We start from the raw sequence: 17,661 nt of genomic DNA on the forward strand, positions 1-17,661 counted from the left end.
GGTTATGGCCGCACGAGGCGTAACAGTACGGCTTTGCAGCGCTCCGCGAAGGTCGGCAGCCGTATCGCGCTCGGCGCGGCCCGTGGCAATGGCATCCCGGAAAATGAGAGAGCAGATGCCGCGTACACGATAAGCCTGATCAAGAGCGCCGCGAATTTCAATTTTGCGAAGAACAGCCAGCAATTCAGGGGGAGTGATTTCAGCAATAGGACGATCGCCAAGATACGGGAAGATATTTTGGGCAATCCGCTCCATCACGTCCCTGGCGTAATTTGCTGTCCAGACAGCCGCTTGGTTGGCGTGCCACTCACGGGCCACTGCCTCAGATGTCTATGGCGTTTACTCCTCTCGGTCAGACAGTCCATTTCGCCTGATCCTTTGCCAGGCAAGACGTTTTGGGCTGTATCGAACCAAGATGGAGTGAAATCTGGCGGAGGGGGTGGGATTCGAACCCACGTACCGGCTGTTAACCGATAACTCGATTTCGAGTCGAGCGCGTTACGGCCACTTCGCTACCCCTCCGCAGAAATCAGGGCAGGCGCGCCTAGAGCATTTTGCTTTTGAAATTATTCAATTTCAAAAGCGGCGCTGCCATCATTTCCCCGCAAGCGGGACAAGTCCCCGCAAGCGGGACAAGCGCCTGAAAAGCGTGGTTTTCAGGCTCATTGCTTCAGCCGTTGCGACGAAGGAAGCTACGGATGAAGACAGCAACTGGTTACTGCGACAGCCAACCAACGCAACCGCTGTCGCTATCCGTGCTTCAGCCGTTGCGACGAAGGAAGCTACGGATGGAGACAGTAATTAGTTACCACAAAAAACATTCAACGAAACCGCTGTCGCCATCCGTAAGGCTCGCAGACTCGCCAACGGCTGGCGCAAGCAAGCAAAGCTTGCTAACGGCTACCGCCGGCGCGGACGCCAGAGCGTTTAGCTCATTTCATGAGCAAAACGCTCTAAAGCGGGCGCGGCCGAGAGACACTCCTAGCCTACTTTGCGCGGAAAGGCAACGCCCTGGCGGCCTTTGCCTGCGCCCATTGCGCAACCGCCCCACGGGCGCGGCTCAATCGCGGCTCAATCCTGGCGCAACGCGGCCAGGACCGCCAGGCCGTCGGCCTGGGCCGGATCTTCCCGCAGGGCCCGCCGGGCAAAATCCTCGGCGGCCTGTGGCTTGCCCCAGTCCAGGTACAGGCGGGCCATCTTGCCGTAGGTGGCCGGGTGGCCGCCGAAAATGCGCAACACGGCCTTGCAGACGTTTTCCGCCCTGGCAAATTCTCGCAATTTCAGCCATGCGTCCACCGCGCCGGTGTAGGCGGCTGTTTCACGGGGGCGGTTTTGCATGGCCTGCTCGTACATTTCAGCGGCATCCGCGTATTGCCCGGCGGCTGCGAAAATCTGCCCCAGCTGGAGGCAAATGCCTTCTTCTTCGCTGCATTCCTCGGCCACCCGCTTGAGAAACGCGCGCCCCAGGGCCGTCTGGCCCTCGCGCAGAAAGCGCAGGCCGGTTTGGATCAGATTTTTCTTGCGTTCCAGGCGGCTTTGGACCTCCTGCCGCATGGAGCTTTGCGCCTCCTGACGCAAGATCCGGGCCAGACCTTCCAGCACCGTGCACAACGTGCCCGCCTGGCCCGGGCGGTAGGGGATGGATTGCACCGCGCCGCTCTGCCGGGGGTCCAGCAGCGTCCGCATGGCGGGATGGCGCGCCAGGCCGTGCAGAAATTCGTTGATTTGCGCGTCCAGCCCGGCTCTGGCCGCGCGCGTGAGCCGCACTTCAGTATAGCGGCGCAGGGCCGCGCTCATGGCCGCCAGGGCGCGCTCGATTTCATTGCGGCGCAGATAGCCGTTGGCGCGGGCCAGATTTTCGCGCAGATCCTTGGGCGCGGCGCTCAGCATGCCCTGTCTCCCCGCCAGTGCTCAAGAGCCGTGCGCCGGTAGGCCTGCAACAGCGCGAGGGCCGCCTCGGGCATCAGATATTCCACGCTGCGCCCGGCCAGCCAGAGCTCGCGGATGCGCGAGGCGCTCACCGCCAGCCAGGGCAAAGGCAGAAAATGCGCCAGCCCGCCGCCGGGCAGGGCCATGCAGACGCTGCCCGGCAACAGGGGCGGTTGCGCCTCGGCCTGGGGCCAGAGCGCGCGCGTCGTGTCCATGAATTCTTCCGCGTTCTGCTCGCCGCGCGGCACTACCACAAAATCGCAGAGCGCGGGCAGCTCCAGGCCCCGGCGCCAGGTGGGCAGCAGCGCGAAATCCGGGCTGCCCAGCAGAAAATAAAGCTTTGTCCCCGGTTCGGCGGCATGGTAGGCGCGCAAGGTGTCCCAGGTGTAGGACGGCCCTTCCCGCAAGGATTCCAGACGATTGCAGCGCAGCCAGGGCAGCGGTTGGGCGGCCGCCTCCAGCATGGCGGCGCGCAGCTCGAAGGGCAGCAGGTGTTGATTTTTCTTGTGGGGCGGATGGGCGCTGGGCACCAGATCCACGCGGCTGATCCGATCCCCGAGCGCCTCGCGCGCCTCCACGGCCAGGCGCAGATGCCCCACATGCGGGGGATTGAAGCTGCCGCCCAGAACCGCCAGCCCGGGCCTGTGCGCACGGCGCGGCGTCATTACTGCCGCACCTGCCCTTGGCCCAGCACCACGAATTTGGTGGTGGTCAGCTCCTGCACGCCCATGGGGCCATAGGCGTGCAGCTTGGAGGTGGAAATGCCGATTTCCGCGCCCAGGCCCAGTTGGCCGCCGTCATTGAAGCGGCTGGAAGCGTTGACCGCCACCATGGAGGCGTCGGCCTCGCGCAGAAAGCGCATGGCGCGCCCGTAGTCGCGGGTGCAGATGATTTCCGTATGATTGGAGCCGTAGCGGGCGATATGATCCAGGGCCGCGTCCAGATCGTCAACCACGCGAACCGCCAGAATCAGATCGTGGAATTCCCGCCCCAGATCTTCAGGGGCCTGGGGCGCGGCGTTGGGCCCGAGCAGCGGCAGGGACGCGGGGCAGGCCCGAAAGGCAACTCCGGCCGCGCCCAGCCGGGCGGCCACCAGCGGCAGAAAGGCCGCGGCCTCGTCCTTGTGCACCAAAAGGCATTCCAGCGCATTGCACACGCCGGGCCGCTGAACCTTGGCGTTGAAAACAATGTTCAGGGCCGCGTCCAGATCCGCGCCCGCGTCCACAAAGGCGTGGCATACGCCTTTGAAATGCCTGAGCACCGGCATGACGGCAGCCTCGGTCACGGCCCGCACCAGAGCCTCGCCGCCGCGCGGGATGATCACGTCGATATACCGATCCAGCTTGCAGAGCGCGGTCACGTCCGCGTGATCCGTGGTCTGCACGAGTTGTGCCGCCTCGGGCGGCAGGCCCGCCTCGGCCAGGGCCTGCCCCAGCGTCCGGGCCAGGGCCGTGTTGGAGCGCAGGGCTTCGCTGCCGCCGCGCAAAATGACCGCATTGCCCGCCTTGATGCAGAGAATGGCGGCGTCAATGGTCACATTGGGCCGGGCCTCGTAGATCATGGCCACCACGCCCAGGGGGATGCGCATGCGGCCTACCAGCAGGCCGTTAGGACGCTGCCATTGGCTTTCGGTGGCGCCCACGGGATCGGGCAATGTGGCCACATGGCGACAGGCGGCGCGCATTTCCTCCATGATCGCGGGGGTCAGGGTCAGGCGATCCAGGCGCGGGGCGTCCAGACCGGCGGCGCGCGCGGCTGCCAGATCCTCTTGATTGGCGGCCAGGATCGCGTCTTCATTGGTCAGCAACAGCGCGGCCAGAGTTTCCAGGGCGCGGGTCTTGGCGGCGGCTGTGGCCCTGCGCATGGCCCGCGCCGCTTCCCTGGCCCGCGCGGCCAGGAGCTTCATTTCGTCTGCCGATGACATGGCTGTTCCTTGTGGTTGGAGTATGGCGCGGCAGGTGTGCGCGTCGGTTTGACAGAGAGACGGCCTTTGGCCTATGAAAGTACTCCCGCCCGAGGCATGCTGCGCGACCGGTTCGCCGTATGGACGCCGGTCACGGTATTTTCGTCTCCCCAAGGAGTTTGTGATACATGAATCCACAAAAGAATCAAGGCGCTGAAGAGTCGCCTCTGTTCCGCGATCTCCAGGCTGAGGTCAGTTCCGAAAGCGCGCCTCTGCTGCAATTTATGTTGCGCCATGCGGGCCTTATTGCCGGAGCGGTGATCCTCTTCCTGCTGGTGTTGGCGGGCACGGCCGCCTGGAAGTGGCACAGCGCTTCAACCAGCGCCGAGGCCCGGCAGGAGCTGGCGCGGATCGTCCTGACCGTCCAGGGGCAGGAGCGGGTCAAGGCCCTGAGCGCCCTGGCCGAAAAAGTTCCCGGCCCGGTGCGCCTTTCCGCATATCTCGCCTTGGGCCAAAGCGCATTGGAGAGCGGGGATTTTGCCGCCGCCGCCACAGCCTACGCCAAGGCCGCTCAGGAAGATGCCGACGGCGCCCTGGGCATGGCCGCAGCTCTTGGCGAGGCCGGAGCCTTGCTCAAGGCCGGAAAGAACGCCGAAGCCGTGACGCTTCTGCAAAATCTGGAAACGCGCCTGCCCGCTGAGGCGCGCTCCGCGCAAGTGCGGCTGATGCTGGCCGAAGCCGCGGCCCGAGCCGGGCAAAACGACCTGGCCGCCGCGACCTACGCGGCTTTGGCCAAGGACGTGCAGGGTCTTGACGGCGATTATTTCCGGGCCCGGGCCGAAGCCCTGGCTCCCGCGAGCCCCAGGGCCGGGGAAAAGGCCACGCAAAAAGAGGCGGCGCCGCGCTAGGGCGTTTTGCCTTTACAATGCTCCAACGCCGCATCGACAGCAACGATAAGCGCGTTTTTCGGCAGATGAACCTTTGAAACGCAGAGCGTTTCAAAGGTACTCTGCTCTTGAGACAGCTCCTGACAGCGACTGTGGAAGACGCCCGGCGCACGGTCGCATCCGCTGAGCTGCTGCACGTCGCGCAAGCGTTCGGTTCTTTTGCTCCATGAGGATTTTCGTTTGTTTCGCGCTCCATGTCCGCACGGCGCTCTGCCGCCCGGCTTTGTGGTCTTTCGGGCCGTTCTGCCGGGCATGTGGTTTCCGGGAAAAACGGCGTTTTTTCCCATAATGAGAACTTTGAAATTGTACAAATTGCACAGGTAATCTGGTCTGGAGGCCGGGAGGAAGCATGAGCAACGATCCGCTGTTGCGCGGCGTTCGCGGGGAGCGCCATCTGTTATTGGGCAATGAGGCTATTGTGCGCGGCGCTCTGGAAGCGGGCGTGCATATTATCACCTGCTATCCGGGCACGCCGTCCTCGGAAGTGCCGGATACGTTTCTGCGCCTGGGCGGCGAAGGCCGCTACCGCCTGGAGTATTCCATCAATGAGAAAGTGGCCCTGGAAGTGGGCGCAGGCGCGGCTCTGGCCGGGGCCATGTGTCTGGTGACCATGAAACATGTGGGCCTCAATGTGGCTGCGGACCCCTTGTTCACCTCGGTCTATACCGGTTTGCCCGGCGGCCTGGTGCTGCTCACGGCGGACGACCCCGGCTGCCATTCCAGCCAGAACGAGCAGGACAACCGCCACTATGCCCGCTTTGCCTCCCTGCCCTGTTTTGAGCCGGCTTCGGCCCAGGAAGCCAAGGAGATGACCCGCGAGGCCTTTCGCTTGGTCCGGGAGCTGCAACAGCCGGTCATGCTGCGCACCACCACCCGCGTGAGCCATATGCGCGGCCCCGTGGATTTCGACGACCTGCCCGCGCCGCAGCCCAAGGTTGCATTTCAGCGCGATCCTGGCCGTTTTGTGCCGGTGCCCGCCGTGGCCCGCAAGCGCCATCCGGCCTTGCTGGCCAACATGGAAAAAGCGCGGCAGATTGCCGAAAGCAGCCGCTTTAACGTGGCGCGCGAGCCCGCCGGAGGGTCTGCAACCCGCATCGGCATTATCGCAAGCGGCGTGGCCCGCAACTATCTGGCCGACGCCCTGGCCGGGGGCGGCTGGGAGGATCGCGCGCGCGTGCTGGAGCTGGGCATGACCTGGCCCTTGCCCGGGGATCTGATCAGCGATTTTTTGCAGAAATGCGATCGCGTGCTGGTCCTGGAGGAAGGCGCGGACCTGCTGGAAGAGAGCGTGCGCGCCCTGGCGCAGCGGCGCGGCATCAACGTCCGCATTGATGGCAAGGACGAAGGCCTTACCGAGCAGGGCGAGTATTCCACCACCCTGGTCATGCGCCGCCTGGCCGTCTGGTTGAACTGCCCCTGCCCGGCCAAGCCCGCGCGGCCCGTGGAGCCGGATCTGCCGGGCCGCCCGCCCAATCTCTGCGCGGGCTGCTCGCACCGCGCCGTGTACTATGCCGTGCGCCATGTGTTCGGGGACGAGGCCATTTATTCCAGCGACATAGGCTGCTACACGCTGGGGCTGCTGCCGCCCCTGCGCGTTGCCGATTTTCTGGTCTGCATGGGCTCGTCCGTGTCCGCGGGCAGCGGCTTTGCGCGGGCCTCGGGCAAGCCTGTAGTGGGCTTTATCGGAGATTCCACCTTTTTTCATTCCGGCATGACCGGTCTGGTCAACGCGGTCTTCAACCGGCACAACCTTTTGCTGGTGATTCTGGACAACGGCACCACGGCCATGACCGGGCATCAGCCCAATCCGGGCATGCAGCAGGATATGCTCGGCGCAACCTCCGTGCACATGGATATGGAAACCGTGGTGCGCGGCCTGGGCGTCACGGAATGCGCCAGGGTGCGGGCCTTCAATCTCAAGAGCGTGCTCAAGGCCCTGGAAAGCATGAAGAACAAGCCCGGCGTGCGAGTGCTGATCGCCGAAGAGCCCTGCGCCCTGTATGCCCGCCGCCGTCTGAAAAAATCGCAGCCCCGGGTTGCCGAAGTCGCGCGGCAGGGCGAGGAGGCCTTGCGCTGCCTGGAGCAGTTGGCCTGCCCCGCCTTTTACCGCCGGGGCGACAACCTGGCGGTGGATGAAACGCTGTGTTCCGGTTGCATGATCTGCCTGCAGATCGCTCCCACGGCCTTTAAAGCCAAAAAGCGCTGAGTGGTGAAACTATGAAAGCACATGACAGGCAAAAACGGATGCGGATTTATTTCACCGGCGTGGGCGGGCAGGGCACTCTGACCGCCACCACCCTGCTGGCGCGCACGGCCCTGCAGGCCGGTCTGGATGTGGTTGCGGGCGAGGTGCACGGCATGGCCCAGCGCGGCGGCGTGGTGGAATCCGTCCTGCTTCTGGGCGGCTGGCGTTCGCCCAAGCTGGATTTCGGCGAGGCGGACGTGATCCTGGGCTTCGAGCCTTTGGAAACCTTGCGGGGCCTCCCCTATCTGCGGCCCGGCGGCGCGGTCTTTTCCAGCAGTGATCCCCTGCCGCCGGTCAGTGTTGCCCTGGGGCAGGCCGCGTACCCGGATCTGGCGCGCATAGAGGAAAAAGTCCGGCAGGTGGCCGGGCAGAGCCGTTTTATCCCCTGCCGGGAGCTGGGCATCCGGGCCGGGTCCGCGCAGAGCGGCAATACTGTGCTCCTGGGCGCGCTCTGCGCCTCCGGCGTCCTGCCCTTCGGCGTGGACGCCCTGGAAGCGGCCATCAGGATCTTTTTGCCGCCCAGGCTGCAGGAATCCAATCTTCAAGCGTTGGAGCTGGGCAAGGCCGCGCTTGGCGCCTGACTCCCGCGCCTTGGGCAAAAGAGCGTCCGGTATGCACCATTGCAGCCCTGTGCGCGGCACGCTTCGTCCGTGACCCTGCGGGCTGCATCTGCCGTTACCGGGTGAAACGGACCCCAGAGCATTTTGCTAATGAAATTAGCTAAACGCTCTAACAGAGCGAAGCTATGCCCGCCGCGAAAGCGCAGGAGAAATTTACTTGCGTCGTTGAACGCGTAGCGAGATTCTCAAAAGCAATTTGCTCTAACTTGCATTCTGAGGCAAAGAAGCTGTTTTCTTTTTCACTTGACAGTCTTGTATAAGACATATTACATATATCCACCTTATAATGGGGACGCCGCGCGTCGGACAGGGAGGGCGCGTCGTCCTGTTGCGTCAGATGAGCCGTATCATCCATCTCATCCAAGGAGAGTCTCCATGAAACTGTTGTCACGCCTTTTTGCGGGCTTCTGCCTCGTCGCCGCGCTGGCGGCCCCCGCCGCGGCTGCCTACCCCGAAAAGCCGATCAATATGATCATCGCTTTCACCGCCGGCGGTTCGAGCGACGTACAGGCCAGGATCATGCAGAAATACTGGAACAAATACGCCCCGAAGCCGTGGGTCTTTGTCTACAAGCCGGGCGCGGGCGGGATCATCGGCTTTACCGAAATCGCCAAGGCCCGGCCCGACGGCTACACCATCGGCGGCCTGAACGTCCCGCACCTCATCGTGCAGTCGCTGGCCCAGAACGCCCAGTATAGCGCCGACAGCTTCAAGTACATCTGTCAGGTGGTCAACGATCCCCAGTGCGTGGCCGTGCGCAAGGACAGCCCCTTCAAGACCACGCAGGAAATCGTCGATTACGCCCGGAAGAACCCCGGCAAGCTCCGCGTCGGCCTCGTCGGGCCGCTGTCCGGGCATCATCTGATGTTCCTCGACTGGCAGAAGCGGTTCCCCGACTCCAAGCTCACCCACGTCTTCTACAAGGGCGCGGCCGACCAGAACGCGGCCCTGCTCGGCGGCGAGATTGACCTGATTTTCGGCAACATCAACGACGTGATGCGCTCCATCGACGAATTCCGCGTGCTCAACGTGGCCGCCGAAAAGCGCAACGACTTCCTGCCCGACGTGCCGACCCTGCGCGAGGCGGGCATCGACATGGTCTCCGACATCCGCCGTTGCTTCGCAGCCCCCAAGAACATCAAGCCCGAGCAGCTTGAAACCCTGCGCGCCATCTTCAAGCAGATTTGCGACGACCCCGACTACGTCGCGGACATGAAGAAGGCCGGACAGCCCCACGAATACATGGACGGCGAAGCCTTCGCCGCCTACATCGAAAGCCAGACGGAGCACGCCCGCAAGGCCCTTTCCGAAGCCGGACTGCTGAAGAAATAGCCCCTGGCCCGCGCCCCGCCGCGAAGGGGGGCGCGGGCCCCCAATCCCGAGAAGGACGTTTTGCATGACCGAATTCCTCTTGCCTGCCTTTCTCCATCTTCTTGAGCCCCTGAACATCATCCTGATGCTCGCCGGGCTGACCGGGGGCATCATCATCGGCGCGCTCCCCGGCCTTTCGGCCACAATGGGCGTCGCCCTCATGGTCCCGGCCACCTTTGCCATGAACCCAGCCAGCGGGCTGATCATGCTCGGCGCGATCTACGCCGGGGCCATTTACGGCGGGGCCAACTCCGCCATCCTCATCTGCACGCCCGGCACGCCCTCTTCCGTGGCCACCACCTTCGACGGCTGGCCCCTGTGCCAGAAGGGGCGGGCGGACATCGGGCTCTATTCCTCGCTTCTGTCCTCGGCCTTCGGCGGCGTCGTGGGCACGCTCTTTCTGCTCTGTCTCGCCGCCTCGCTCGCCCGTTTCGCCATGCGTTTCGGCGGGCCCGAAAGCTTCTGGCTGTGCCTTTTCGGGCTCTCCACCATCGCGGTGATGACCCCGGGCAACATGGGCAAGGGCATCCTCTCCGGCGCGGCGGGCATCCTCGTGTCCACCATCGGGCTCGACCCCAACACGGGCGTGCCCCGCTTCACCTTCGGCACCTACGAACTCGTGCAGGGCATCTCCGTCATCCCCTGCATGATCGGCCTCTTCTCCTTCTCGCAGGTGCTCTACCTCATCGGCACGGACAAGACCTTCATTGCGGAATACCACCCGCACAAGGGCGCGTTCCGCAAGGTCTTTTCCTACCTCGTCAAGCACTGCAAGACCATCCTCGTGCGCTCCTCTGTCCTCGGGACGTGGATCGGGATGCTCCCCGGCGCGGGCGGCGAGATCGCCTCGATCATCGCCTACAACGAGTCCAAACGATGGGACAAGGACCCCTCCCGCTACGGCAAGGGCAGCATTGAGGGCGTGGCCGCTTCCGAAAGCGCGAACAACGCGGTCATCGGCGGCTCGCTCATCCCCATGCTCACCCTCGGCATCCCCGGCAGCGCGGTGGCGGCGGTCATCCTCGGCGCGCTCATGGCCCACGGCATCCAGCCGGGCTTCAAGATATTCACGGCCTCGGGCGAAATGGCCTATACCTTCATCGTCTCGCAGTTCGCCGTGAATCTGCTCATGATCCCGGTGGGCTTCGTGCTCTGTCAGTGCATGGCGCGGCTTTTGAGCATCCGGCTGACGCTTGTGGCCATCGGCATCGTGGTGCTGGCCTATATCGGGGCCTACGCCATCAGCAACAGCCTCGTGGACATCTGGGTGGTCTTCGCCTTCGGGCTCATCGGCTTCTTCGGGGGCAAGGTGGGCATGGATACCGGGGCGATGGCGCTTGGCGTCATCCTCGGCCCCATGATTGAAGAGAACCTCGGCAAGAGCGTGGACCTGTCCCGCTCGCTCGACGGGGGGCTCGCGGCGGCCATGTTTGCGGGCTCGATCAACAAGGTGCTCATCGCGGCGCTGATCCTCTCGCTGGCCACGCCTTTTCTCCTGAAGCTGCGCAACCGCAAGAACGCCGCGCTGCTTCCCGAAGGCCCCCGCCCCGCGTGGACGGCGGATTTCTTTGCCGGGCTCGGCTTCATCGCCATCGCCGTCGCCTTCTTTGTGCAGTACGGGGAGCTTGAGGGCGTGAGCCGGGTCTTCCCGGAAGTGCTGACCACGCTCATCGGGGTCGGAGGCGCGTATCTCATGGCCAAGGGCCTGTGGCGTCGGCGCGGGGCCGCCCCCGCCGGGGACGCCGAGCCCGTGGCGTGGAACAAGGTAGCCCTCATCTGCATGGTCTCCCTCGCCTATACGGTGGTCATGCCCATGCTCGGCTTTTTGACGGGGACGATAATCTTCATCGTCTGTGCGACCCTTCTCCTCGGGGACCGCAGCCGGGGGTGGGGGCACCTTGCCCGCACGGCCCTCATGTTCGGGGTGGGCTTCGGCCTGCTGGTCTGGGGCAGCTTCACGCAGCTTCTCAACGTCCCGGCGCCCACGGGCCTGTTCATCTGATCTCAAGCAAACCTGATCCGCGGGTCTTGCAGCCCGGCGTTCCGGCCTTGTTTTTTTAGCCCATCCCGCGTATGGGCGCGGGCGGCGGCCTTTTTCCACAGGCCAGGCCCCAGTTGGTCACTTTTTTTCTTGACAGTCTTATATAAGATATAATACAGAGGTCACGGAAACAAACTCCAAGGAGGCAATCATGTCAGTGCAATTTCTGGTTCATGAAGACGGCGACAGCGTCGGCGTCGTCACCGTCGAAGGCGTGAAGGCGGGCCAAGAACTGACCGGCTGGGTTATGAAAGAAGACAAGACCCTTACGTTCAAGGTTCTTGATGATATTCCCATCGGCCACAAGATCGCTCTCAAGGATTTGAATGTCGGCGACACTGTCTTCAAGTACGGCACCGATATCGGGAAGGTGGTCAAACCCATCCGTCGGGGCGAACATCTTCATGTCCACAACGTCAAGACCAAAAGGTGGTAGGTCACATGCAAAAGACATTCTTCGGTTATCGCCGCGATAATGGTCGCGTGGGCATTCGTAATCATGTGCTGATTCTGCCCCTCGACGACCTTTCCCTGCCCGCTTGCAACGCCGTTGCCAACAACATCGGCGGCACCATTGCCATTCAGCATCCCTATGGCCGTCTCCAGTTCGGGGCCGACCTTGACCTGCATTTCCGCACCCTGATCGGCGCGGGCAGCAACCCGAACGTCGCCGCCGTCATCGTCATCGGCATTGAGGAAAAGTGGACTCAGGACGTGGTGGACGGCATTGCCAAGACCGGCAAGCCCGTTGTCGGCTTCGGCATCGAACAGCACGGCCAGATCGACACCATCGCCCGCGCTTCCCGCAAGGCGAAGGAATTTGCGCAGTACGCTTCCGCCCTCCAGAAAGAGGAATGCCCCATCTCCGACCTGTGGGTTTCCTGCAAATGCGGCGAGTCCGACACCACCTCCGGTTTGGCCTCCTGCCCGACCGTGGGCAACGCGTTCGACAAACTGTATGAGGCAGGCTGCACGCTGGTGTTCGGTGAAACCACGGAGCTCACCGGCGGCGAACATCTGGTGAAGGCCCGTTGCATCAATGAGAAGGTCCGCAACGAATTCACCGCGTACTTTGACCGCTACGCCAAGGTTATCGACGATCACAAAACCTCGGACCTTTCCGACTCCCAGCCGACCAAGGGCAACATCGAAGGCGGCCTGACCACCATCGAAGAAAAGGCCCTCGGCAACATTCAGAAGATCGGCACCAAGGCGCCCATCATCGGCACTCTGGACAAGGCCGTGACGCCTACCGGCCCGGGCCTGTGGTTCATGGACTCCTCCTCGGCCGCGGCTGAAATGATCACCCTCGTGGCCGCCGCCGGTTATGTGGTGCACTTCTTCCCCACCGGGCAGGGCAACATCATCGGCAACCCGATCCTGCCCGTCATCAAGCTGTCCGCCAACCCGCGCACCATCCGCACCATGTCCGAACACATGGACGTGGACGTGTCCGGCATCCTGCGCCGCGAAATGAATCTTGATCAGGCCGGCGACAAGCTGCTCGACATGATGTTCCAGACCATCGCGGGTCGTCTGACCGCCGCCGAAGCTCTGAAGCAGAACCAGTTCGTTATGACCCGCCTGTACGAAAGCGCCTAAGCTCCGCCTGCGTGCGGATTGGAAAAGGAGGCGGGGGGGCGACCTCCCGCCTTTTTTGCTTCCGACTTCGCGCCGGGCTTGAAAAAATCCTGTCTTTTCGGATGTGTGCCCGCATAGAGTGGTTTGCTGATGAGATTAGCTAAACCGCTCTGGCGACAGCGTTAGCTGGCGCCCGCGCCGAATGAGCGTCCAGACCGCGGTCTGGACGCGAAATGATGGCAGCGAAGTGATTGAAAATGAATATTTTCAATCAAAAGATGCTCTAGTCTGGTGCGGGCGGTCTTGGTCCCTTGCCTTCAGAGCGGGGCGACGACGCAGGATACTGCGTAAAGGCCCGTGCCCGCACCGTGCCCCATCCGGCGCGGGCGGCGTCAGCGCAGTTCGGCGCGGTAGACGTGATGCGACGTGTTGATGCGGCTGATGCGGAATTCAACGGGCTGTTCCTGAAGATCGAAGGAGGTCCGGGTCACCAGCAGCAGCGGGTGGCTGCGCTCCACGTTCAGGCGCTTGATGTCCGCGGGATCGGGCAGCGTAACTTCGATCTGCTCGGTGGCGCGGGCCACAGTGACGCCGAAATGAAGCTGGTAATGCTCATACAGGGTGTTGGGCACCTTGTCGGACTCGAAGCTGAAATCCGGGAAGCGCGCGGTCGAGAGCGTGACCCGCTCGTTGATGACCGGGCAGTCGTCGAGCATGCGCACGCGGTCGATGTGGATGACCTTCATCCCCGGCGCGAGGTTGAGGGCGGCGCGTTCGGCCTCGGAAGGCTGGCCGAGGCGCAGGCCGTAGATTTGCGACAGCGGATAGACGCGCTTGCCGTGCTTGTCGCTGAGCAGGAAGAAGGGAAAGAGGGCGCTGTCCTCGTCAAGGACGGCCACGGCGGTGCCCTTGCCCTGATAGCGCACCAGCCGCTTTTCGCGGGTGAGCGCGTTAAGGGCCTTGCGCAGCGTGCCTTGGCTGACCCCGTACTCCTCGGCCAGCGCGATTTCACTGGGAAGGAAGCTTCCCGGCCCCCATTCTCCGACGATGATGCGGTCGAGGATGGCTTTCTTCACTTGCTCGTAGAGGGGGGCGAACGTCAGTTTCGGGGATGGGGTCATGGTTCCTCCGGGGACTCTTTGGCATGTTCTTATCTTGTATAAGACACATGTTCTTATCTTATATAATATAGAAGATCAAATTCTTCGGCGTCCCCGCTTCTCCGTGGGGGCGCGCATGAGGGAAACACGTTATGGCAGAAATCGTCATTTCCGAATTCATGGACGAGGCCGCCGTCTCCGAGCTGGCGGCTTCGTTTGATGTCCTCTACGACAAAACGCTCGTGGACCGCCCCGAGGCGTTGGCCGAGGCCGCCGCCGGGTGCCGGGCGCTTATCGTGCGCAACCGCACGCAGGTGCGCGGCGCGCTTTTGGACGGCGCGAATTTGCGCGTGGTCGGGCGTCTTGGCGTGGGCCTCGACAACATCGACTGCGCGGCCTGCCGCGAGCGCGGCATCGCCGTCATCCCGGCTACCGGGGCCAACAACGTGGCCGTGGCCGAATATGTGCTTGCCGGGCTGCTCATGCTCCTGCGCGGCTCGTACGGCGCAAGCGCCTCCGTCGCCGCCGGGGAATGGCCCCGCGAACGTCTGGTAGGCCGCGAAATCGCCGGGAAAACCCTCGGCCTCGTGGGTTTCGGGGGCATCGCCCGGGAAGTGGCCGTGCGCGCCATCGCCTGCGGGATGCGGGTCATCGCCCATGATCCCTTCCTGCCCGCCGACGCGCCGGAATGGGAACGCTACGGCGTGCGCCCCGCCGCGCTTGAGGACTTGTTCGCCGAGGCCGACGCCGTGAGCCTGCATGTGCCGCTCACGCCCGATACCCGCCACCTCGTCAATGCCGCGCGGCTGGACATGATGAAGCCCGGCGCGGTCTTCGTCAACGCCGCGCGCGGCGGCGTGGCCGACGAGGCCGCCCTTGCCGATGCGCTGGCGTCCGGCAGGCTGGCCGGGGCGCTTGTGGACGTCTTCGAGAAGGAGCCGCTCAAGGCCGGGTCGCCGCTGGCGCAGGCCCCGAACTGCATCCTCACCCCGCACATCGCGGGCGTCACGCAGGAATCCAACGTCCGCGTGAGTTCCCTGGTGGCCAGCAAGGTGGCCGAAGCCCTGCGGGGTGACGCATGATCCTCGACGCCGGACAATTGCGCGATCTGGGCATGGCGGTCTTTGTGGCGGCGGGCGTGCCCGAGGCGGCGGCTTCAAGCGTGGTCGACGCGCTGGTGCTGGCCGAACTCGACGGCTTGCCCTCGCACGGTTTTTCCCGCATCCCCTTCTATACGGATCAGGCCCTCTCCGGCAAGGTCAATGCCGCCGCCGTCCCGGAGGTTTCCACGCCCGCGCCCGCGTCCGTTCTGGTGGACGCCGGGAACGGCTTCGCGTTCCCGGCCATTGACGCCGGGTTTGCGCGCGCTGTGCCGCTGGCCAAGCGCTATGGCGTGGCCGTGCTCGGCGTGACCCGCTCGCACCACTGCGGCGTGGTCGGCCTCTATGCCGAACGGCTGGCCGGGGAAGGGCTCGTTTCGCTCATTTTCTCCAATACCCCGGCGGCAATGGCCCCGTGGGGCGGCTCGCGGGCTTCCTTCGGCACCAATCCGCTGGCCTTCGGCTGCCCGCGCGAGGGGCGGCATCCGCTGGTGATCGACCTGTCCCTGAGCAAGGTGGCCCGGGGCAAGATCATGGCCGCCAAGCAGCGCGGCGAGTCCATCCCCGAGGGCTGGGCGCTGGACGCGCAGGGCCGCCCGGCCACCGATCCGGCGGCGGCGCTCGGCGGGACCATGATCCCCGTGGGCGACGCCAAGGGCTCGGCGCTGGCCCTCATGGTGGAAATCCTCGCCGCCGCGCTCCCCGGGGCCAACTACGCCTTTGAGGCGTCGTCCTTCTTCGAGGCCGAAGGCCCCGCGCCGGGCATCGGCCAGTCCTTCATCCTTATTGATCCCGCGCCCCTCAATCCCGGCTTTGCGCCGCGTCTTGAGGCCTTGTGCGGCCAGATGCTCGCGCAGGAGGGTGTGCGCCTTCCCGGAGAACGGCGTTTCGCCCTCCGCGAGCGGAACCGGCAGGCGGGCGTCGACATCCCGGACGCCCTCTACGCCGACTTGCGCAAGCGGGCGGGGCTTGCGTAAGCCGCCCTTCCCCGCAGCGGCGGGGGAGGAACACCCGGCGCGGGCACCCTCCCGCGCCGGGCCTGCCGGGTTTTTTCGTCCGTACGCGCGCGGGTATGTTGCCTTACCCCTTGCGTTTCCGCAGGGTATTTCCGTTCGCGGGCGCACGGGAATTTTTCGCTTCGCCGGGCCGCCTTTCCCGCACGGGAAAAGGGACGGCCTCGCGGAAGCAGAGACTTGAGGCGGAACGACGGCGTTCCGCCCCATACCCCGCGGGCCGCGCCGTCATCCCCCCGCCAGCGCGGCCCACTCCTCAACCGGAAGCGAGCCTTCCGCCTTTGCGAGGTCGCCATGCCTGTCGGTTTCCGCATTTTTACGCAACGTCCTTTGCCCGACCCGGAATTGATCCGCGCCTACAGCCGCTGCTCCACGGCCCCGGTCGCGGACGCCATGCGCCGCATGTGCGCCATGACCCCGGCGGCGCGCCTGCTTTCCCATCCCTACGGCGTCATGGCGGGCGCGGCCCTGACCGTAAAGGCCCGCCCCGGCGACAGCCTCATGATCCACAAGGCGCTCAACATGGCGGGCAAAGGCGACGTGCTGGTCGTGTCCGGCGGCGAGCCGGGCCGCGCGCTTATGGGCGAGCTGATGTTCCGCTACGCCATGTCCAAGGGGCTGGCCGGGATTGTGGTCGACGGCCCCATCCGCGACGTGGACTGCCTGCCCGAGCTGACTCTGCCCATCTACGCGGCGGGCGCGACCCCCGGCGGTCCCTACCGCGAGGGGCCGGGCGAGATCAACGTGCCCGTGGTCTGCTGCGGCCAGTGCGTGGAGCCGGGGGACATCCTCCTCGGCGATGCGGACGGCGTCATTGTCATCCCCTCCGGCGAGGCGGAGGCCCTTTATAAAGAGGCGTGTCTGGCCGTCCAGCGGGACAGGGAAAAGACCGAGCAGGCCCGGCACGGCCTTTTCGACCGCAACTGGGTGGACGGCGAGCTTTCCCGCAAGGGCTGCGAGATCATCGACGGCATGTGGCGTTAGAGCGCTTTGCTCATGAAGTGAGCTAAACGCTCTGCTGGCAGGGCGAAACCATGCCCGCCCGCGAGCGTCAGCCGTTGGCGGCTGTGCCGCCTTACGGATGACGACAGCAGAGACAGGCGCAGGCGAAATTTACTTGCTCCGTTACGCGCCGGAGCGAGCGTTTGAAAAGCAATATGCTCTAGAGCATTTTCACTTTGAAGTTGCCTAATTCGTTTCAGAAAGTCCAAAGATGTCTGGTTAGAGCGTTTTCACTTTGAAAATACTCTGCTGACGCGAAAGCGGCAGCCGCCGCAACGCGGCGTACATTCAGGCGAAAACCGCGTTTTTCGCCTGAATGCCACCTTTGACTTTCATAAAAAGTCAAAGGTAATCTGCTCTAGCATGTAATTTCAATATGTTAGAGCATTTTGCTTTTAACTTTTTACATAGCCACAGGATTTAAACCATCCTTCAGCGTCTTTTTGTGTGATACAACTTAATGCTTTTCCAATGGACTTGTACAGTTCATCACATGTTTTTGCTTTCATACCCCGAAGTAATTGTTTCACTTTGCTCCACATCTTTTCAATGGGATTTAAATCCGGGCTGTATTCTGGAAGGAAAATATACTTGCAGCCTTTTTCCCTTATCAAGTTTTGGGCGGTTTTTGATTTATGGACATTCAAATTATCCATTATAACAACATCGTTAGCTTTAAGCGTTGGAAGAAGAAATTTTTCAATATAAGCATTGTACATTTTTCCATCCAGTGCCCCATCAAAAACAACACTGCAAGTCTCTCCCGTTACCCGGATTGCTGAAAGTATGCTTATCCTTTCCCAACGTCC

The 17,661-nt window shown here is 63.5% G+C and carries 18 protein-coding genes, 1 tRNA gene and 1 pseudogene; 10 read left to right on the forward strand and 10 right to left on the reverse strand.

Going from position 1 to position 17,661, the window contains the following annotated elements:
- From G7Y52_RS12490 to G7Y52_RS12510, 5 genes and pseudogenes are all read right to left on the reverse strand, one after another.
- Nucleotides 1-255, reverse strand: a pseudogene (locus tag G7Y52_RS12490) (integrase); the annotation flags it as partial.
- Between the two features lie 173 nt (nucleotides 256-428).
- Nucleotides 429-522: transfer RNA gene (locus G7Y52_RS12495), tRNA-Ser, on the reverse strand.
- Nucleotides 523-1,071: 549 nt separating this feature from the next.
- Entirely contained in the window at nucleotides 1,072-1,890 is an 819-nt protein-coding gene (locus G7Y52_RS12500; protein ID WP_165072428.1) for a tetratricopeptide repeat protein, read from the reverse strand.
- Nucleotides 1,884-2,594: a nicotinate (nicotinamide) nucleotide adenylyltransferase gene (gene nadD, locus G7Y52_RS12505; RefSeq protein ID WP_165072430.1), complete on the reverse strand. Its 711-nt coding sequence runs from the start codon at nucleotides 2,592-2,594 to the stop codon at nucleotides 1,884-1,886. Before nadD ends, G7Y52_RS12500 begins: the two co-directional genes overlap by 7 nt.
- Entirely contained in the window at nucleotides 2,594-3,853 is a 1,260-nt protein-coding gene (locus G7Y52_RS12510) for a glutamate-5-semialdehyde dehydrogenase (protein WP_165072432.1), read from the reverse strand. The genes nadD and G7Y52_RS12510 overlap by 1 nt, the downstream gene beginning before the upstream one ends.
- A 167-nt stretch (nucleotides 3,854-4,020) precedes the next feature.
- Between G7Y52_RS12510 and G7Y52_RS12515 the strand changes: the two genes are divergently transcribed.
- Nucleotides 4,021-4,740, forward strand: coding sequence for a tetratricopeptide repeat protein (locus G7Y52_RS12515; protein ID WP_165072434.1), 720 nt, complete (start codon nucleotides 4,021-4,023; stop codon nucleotides 4,738-4,740).
- Here the strand turns inward: G7Y52_RS12515 and G7Y52_RS15050 are convergent.
- Nucleotides 4,737-4,925, reverse strand: a complete 189-nt coding sequence (locus G7Y52_RS15050; RefSeq protein ID WP_206215294.1) for a hypothetical protein — start codon at nucleotides 4,923-4,925, stop codon at nucleotides 4,737-4,739. The genes G7Y52_RS12515 and G7Y52_RS15050 overlap by 4 nt on opposite strands.
- Nucleotides 4,926-5,128: 203 nt before the next feature.
- Between G7Y52_RS15050 and iorA the strand changes: the two genes are divergently transcribed.
- Complete coding sequence (iorA, locus tag G7Y52_RS12520) at nucleotides 5,129-6,985, forward strand: indolepyruvate ferredoxin oxidoreductase subunit alpha (RefSeq protein WP_165072436.1); 1,857 nt, start codon at nucleotides 5,129-5,131, stop codon at nucleotides 6,983-6,985.
- 11 nt (nucleotides 6,986-6,996) lie between these two features.
- Complete coding sequence (locus G7Y52_RS12525; protein ID WP_165072438.1) at nucleotides 6,997-7,605, forward strand: indolepyruvate oxidoreductase subunit beta; 609 nt, start codon at nucleotides 6,997-6,999, stop codon at nucleotides 7,603-7,605.
- 148 nt (nucleotides 7,606-7,753) lie between these two features.
- Here G7Y52_RS12525 and G7Y52_RS12530 read toward each other — a convergent pair whose 3' ends face one another.
- Entirely contained in the window at nucleotides 7,754-8,008 is a 255-nt protein-coding gene (locus G7Y52_RS12530; protein WP_165072440.1) for a hypothetical protein, read from the reverse strand.
- Between the two features lie 11 nt (nucleotides 8,009-8,019).
- Here G7Y52_RS12530 and G7Y52_RS12535 point away from each other — a divergent pair, with 11 nt between their 5' ends.
- The 4 genes from G7Y52_RS12535 to G7Y52_RS12550 all read left to right on the forward strand — a co-directional run bounded on the left by G7Y52_RS12535 (nucleotide 8,020) and on the right by G7Y52_RS12550 (nucleotide 12,658).
- A complete protein-coding gene (locus G7Y52_RS12535; RefSeq protein WP_165072442.1) occupies nucleotides 8,020-8,976 on the forward strand; it encodes a tripartite tricarboxylate transporter substrate binding protein in 957 nt (318 codons plus the stop codon).
- A gap of 64 nt (nucleotides 8,977-9,040) precedes the next feature.
- Complete coding sequence (locus tag G7Y52_RS12540; RefSeq protein WP_165072444.1) at nucleotides 9,041-11,017, forward strand: tripartite tricarboxylate transporter permease; 1,977 nt, start codon at nucleotides 9,041-9,043, stop codon at nucleotides 11,015-11,017.
- Nucleotides 11,018-11,207: 190 nt separating this feature from the next.
- The gene (locus G7Y52_RS12545; protein ID WP_165072446.1) at nucleotides 11,208-11,492 is read left to right on the forward strand and encodes a UxaA family hydrolase; all 285 of its coding nucleotides are present in this window, start codon (nucleotides 11,208-11,210) and stop codon (nucleotides 11,490-11,492) included.
- A gap of 5 nt (nucleotides 11,493-11,497) precedes the next feature.
- Nucleotides 11,498-12,658 carry a UxaA family hydrolase gene (locus tag G7Y52_RS12550; RefSeq protein WP_165072448.1) on the forward strand — a complete coding sequence of 387 codons (1,161 nt, stop codon included), beginning with the start codon at nucleotides 11,498-11,500 and terminating at the stop codon, nucleotides 12,656-12,658.
- A 371-nt stretch (nucleotides 12,659-13,029) separates the two neighbouring features.
- On the opposite strand, the gene G7Y52_RS12555 is transcribed toward G7Y52_RS12550, so the two are convergent.
- Complete coding sequence (locus G7Y52_RS12555) at nucleotides 13,030-13,758, reverse strand: GntR family transcriptional regulator (RefSeq protein ID WP_165072450.1); 729 nt, start codon at nucleotides 13,756-13,758, stop codon at nucleotides 13,030-13,032.
- A 131-nt stretch (nucleotides 13,759-13,889) separates the two neighbouring features.
- On the opposite strand from G7Y52_RS12555, the gene G7Y52_RS12560 reads away from it, so the two are divergent.
- The 3 genes from G7Y52_RS12560 (at nucleotide 13,890) to G7Y52_RS12570 (ending at nucleotide 16,834) form a co-directional block, all read left to right on the forward strand.
- The gene (locus tag G7Y52_RS12560) at nucleotides 13,890-14,819 is read left to right on the forward strand and encodes a hydroxyacid dehydrogenase (protein ID WP_165072452.1); all 930 of its coding nucleotides are present in this window, start codon (nucleotides 13,890-13,892) and stop codon (nucleotides 14,817-14,819) included.
- Nucleotides 14,816-15,814 (forward strand): Ldh family oxidoreductase, encoded by a 999-nt coding sequence (locus tag G7Y52_RS12565; protein WP_165072454.1) that lies wholly within the window; start codon nucleotides 14,816-14,818, stop codon nucleotides 15,812-15,814. Before G7Y52_RS12560 ends, G7Y52_RS12565 begins: the two co-directional genes overlap by 4 nt.
- 330 nt (nucleotides 15,815-16,144) lie before the next feature.
- Complete coding sequence (locus G7Y52_RS12570) at nucleotides 16,145-16,834, forward strand: RraA family protein (RefSeq protein ID WP_165072456.1); 690 nt, start codon at nucleotides 16,145-16,147, stop codon at nucleotides 16,832-16,834.
- Here G7Y52_RS12570 and G7Y52_RS15055 read toward each other — a convergent pair.
- Both G7Y52_RS15055 and G7Y52_RS12575 read right to left on the reverse strand, forming a co-directional pair.
- Entirely contained in the window at nucleotides 16,831-17,061 is a 231-nt protein-coding gene (locus G7Y52_RS15055; protein ID WP_206215295.1) for a hypothetical protein, read from the reverse strand. The two genes, G7Y52_RS12570 and G7Y52_RS15055, sit on opposite strands and share 4 nt — an antisense overlap.
- Before the next feature lie 186 nt (nucleotides 17,062-17,247).
- Nucleotides 17,248-17,661, reverse strand: a 414-nt coding sequence (locus G7Y52_RS12575; protein ID WP_165068458.1) for a transposase, incomplete at its 5' end; no start/stop codon positions are given.

The organism is Desulfovibrio sp. ZJ200 (genome assembly GCF_011039095.1).
In the GTDB taxonomy this organism is placed as follows: domain Bacteria; phylum Desulfobacterota; class Desulfovibrionia; order Desulfovibrionales; family Desulfovibrionaceae; genus Desulfovibrio.

Bases quoted from the DNA above. Each gene is read 5' to 3' on its own strand.
- G7Y52_RS12500 (WP_165072428.1), bottom strand. From the start codon at position 1,890: ATGCTGAGCGCCGCGCCCAAGGATCTGCGCGAAAATCTGGCCCGCGCC.
- nadD (WP_165072430.1), bottom strand. From the start codon at position 2,594: ATGACGCCGCGCCGTGCGCACAGGCCCGGGCTGGCGGTTCTGGGCGGC.
- G7Y52_RS12510 (WP_165072432.1), bottom strand. From the start codon at position 3,853: ATGTCATCGGCAGACGAAATGAAGCTCCTGGCCGCGCGGGCCAGGGAA.
- G7Y52_RS12515 (WP_165072434.1), top strand. From the start codon at position 4,021: ATGAATCCACAAAAGAATCAAGGCGCTGAAGAGTCGCCTCTGTTCCGC.
- iorA (WP_165072436.1), top strand. From the start codon at position 5,129: ATGAGCAACGATCCGCTGTTGCGCGGCGTTCGCGGGGAGCGCCATCTG.
- G7Y52_RS12525 (WP_165072438.1), top strand. From the start codon at position 6,997: ATGAAAGCACATGACAGGCAAAAACGGATGCGGATTTATTTCACCGGC.
- G7Y52_RS12535 (WP_165072442.1), top strand. From the start codon at position 8,020: ATGAAACTGTTGTCACGCCTTTTTGCGGGCTTCTGCCTCGTCGCCGCG.
- G7Y52_RS12540 (WP_165072444.1), top strand. From the start codon at position 9,041: ATGACCGAATTCCTCTTGCCTGCCTTTCTCCATCTTCTTGAGCCCCTG.
- G7Y52_RS12545 (WP_165072446.1), top strand. From the start codon at position 11,208: ATGTCAGTGCAATTTCTGGTTCATGAAGACGGCGACAGCGTCGGCGTC.
- G7Y52_RS12550 (WP_165072448.1), top strand. From the start codon at position 11,498: ATGCAAAAGACATTCTTCGGTTATCGCCGCGATAATGGTCGCGTGGGC.
- G7Y52_RS12555 (WP_165072450.1), bottom strand. From the start codon at position 13,758: ATGACCCCATCCCCGAAACTGACGTTCGCCCCCCTCTACGAGCAAGTG.
- G7Y52_RS12560 (WP_165072452.1), top strand. From the start codon at position 13,890: ATGGCAGAAATCGTCATTTCCGAATTCATGGACGAGGCCGCCGTCTCC.
- G7Y52_RS12565 (WP_165072454.1), top strand. From the start codon at position 14,816: ATGATCCTCGACGCCGGACAATTGCGCGATCTGGGCATGGCGGTCTTT.
- G7Y52_RS12570 (WP_165072456.1), top strand. From the start codon at position 16,145: ATGCCTGTCGGTTTCCGCATTTTTACGCAACGTCCTTTGCCCGACCCG.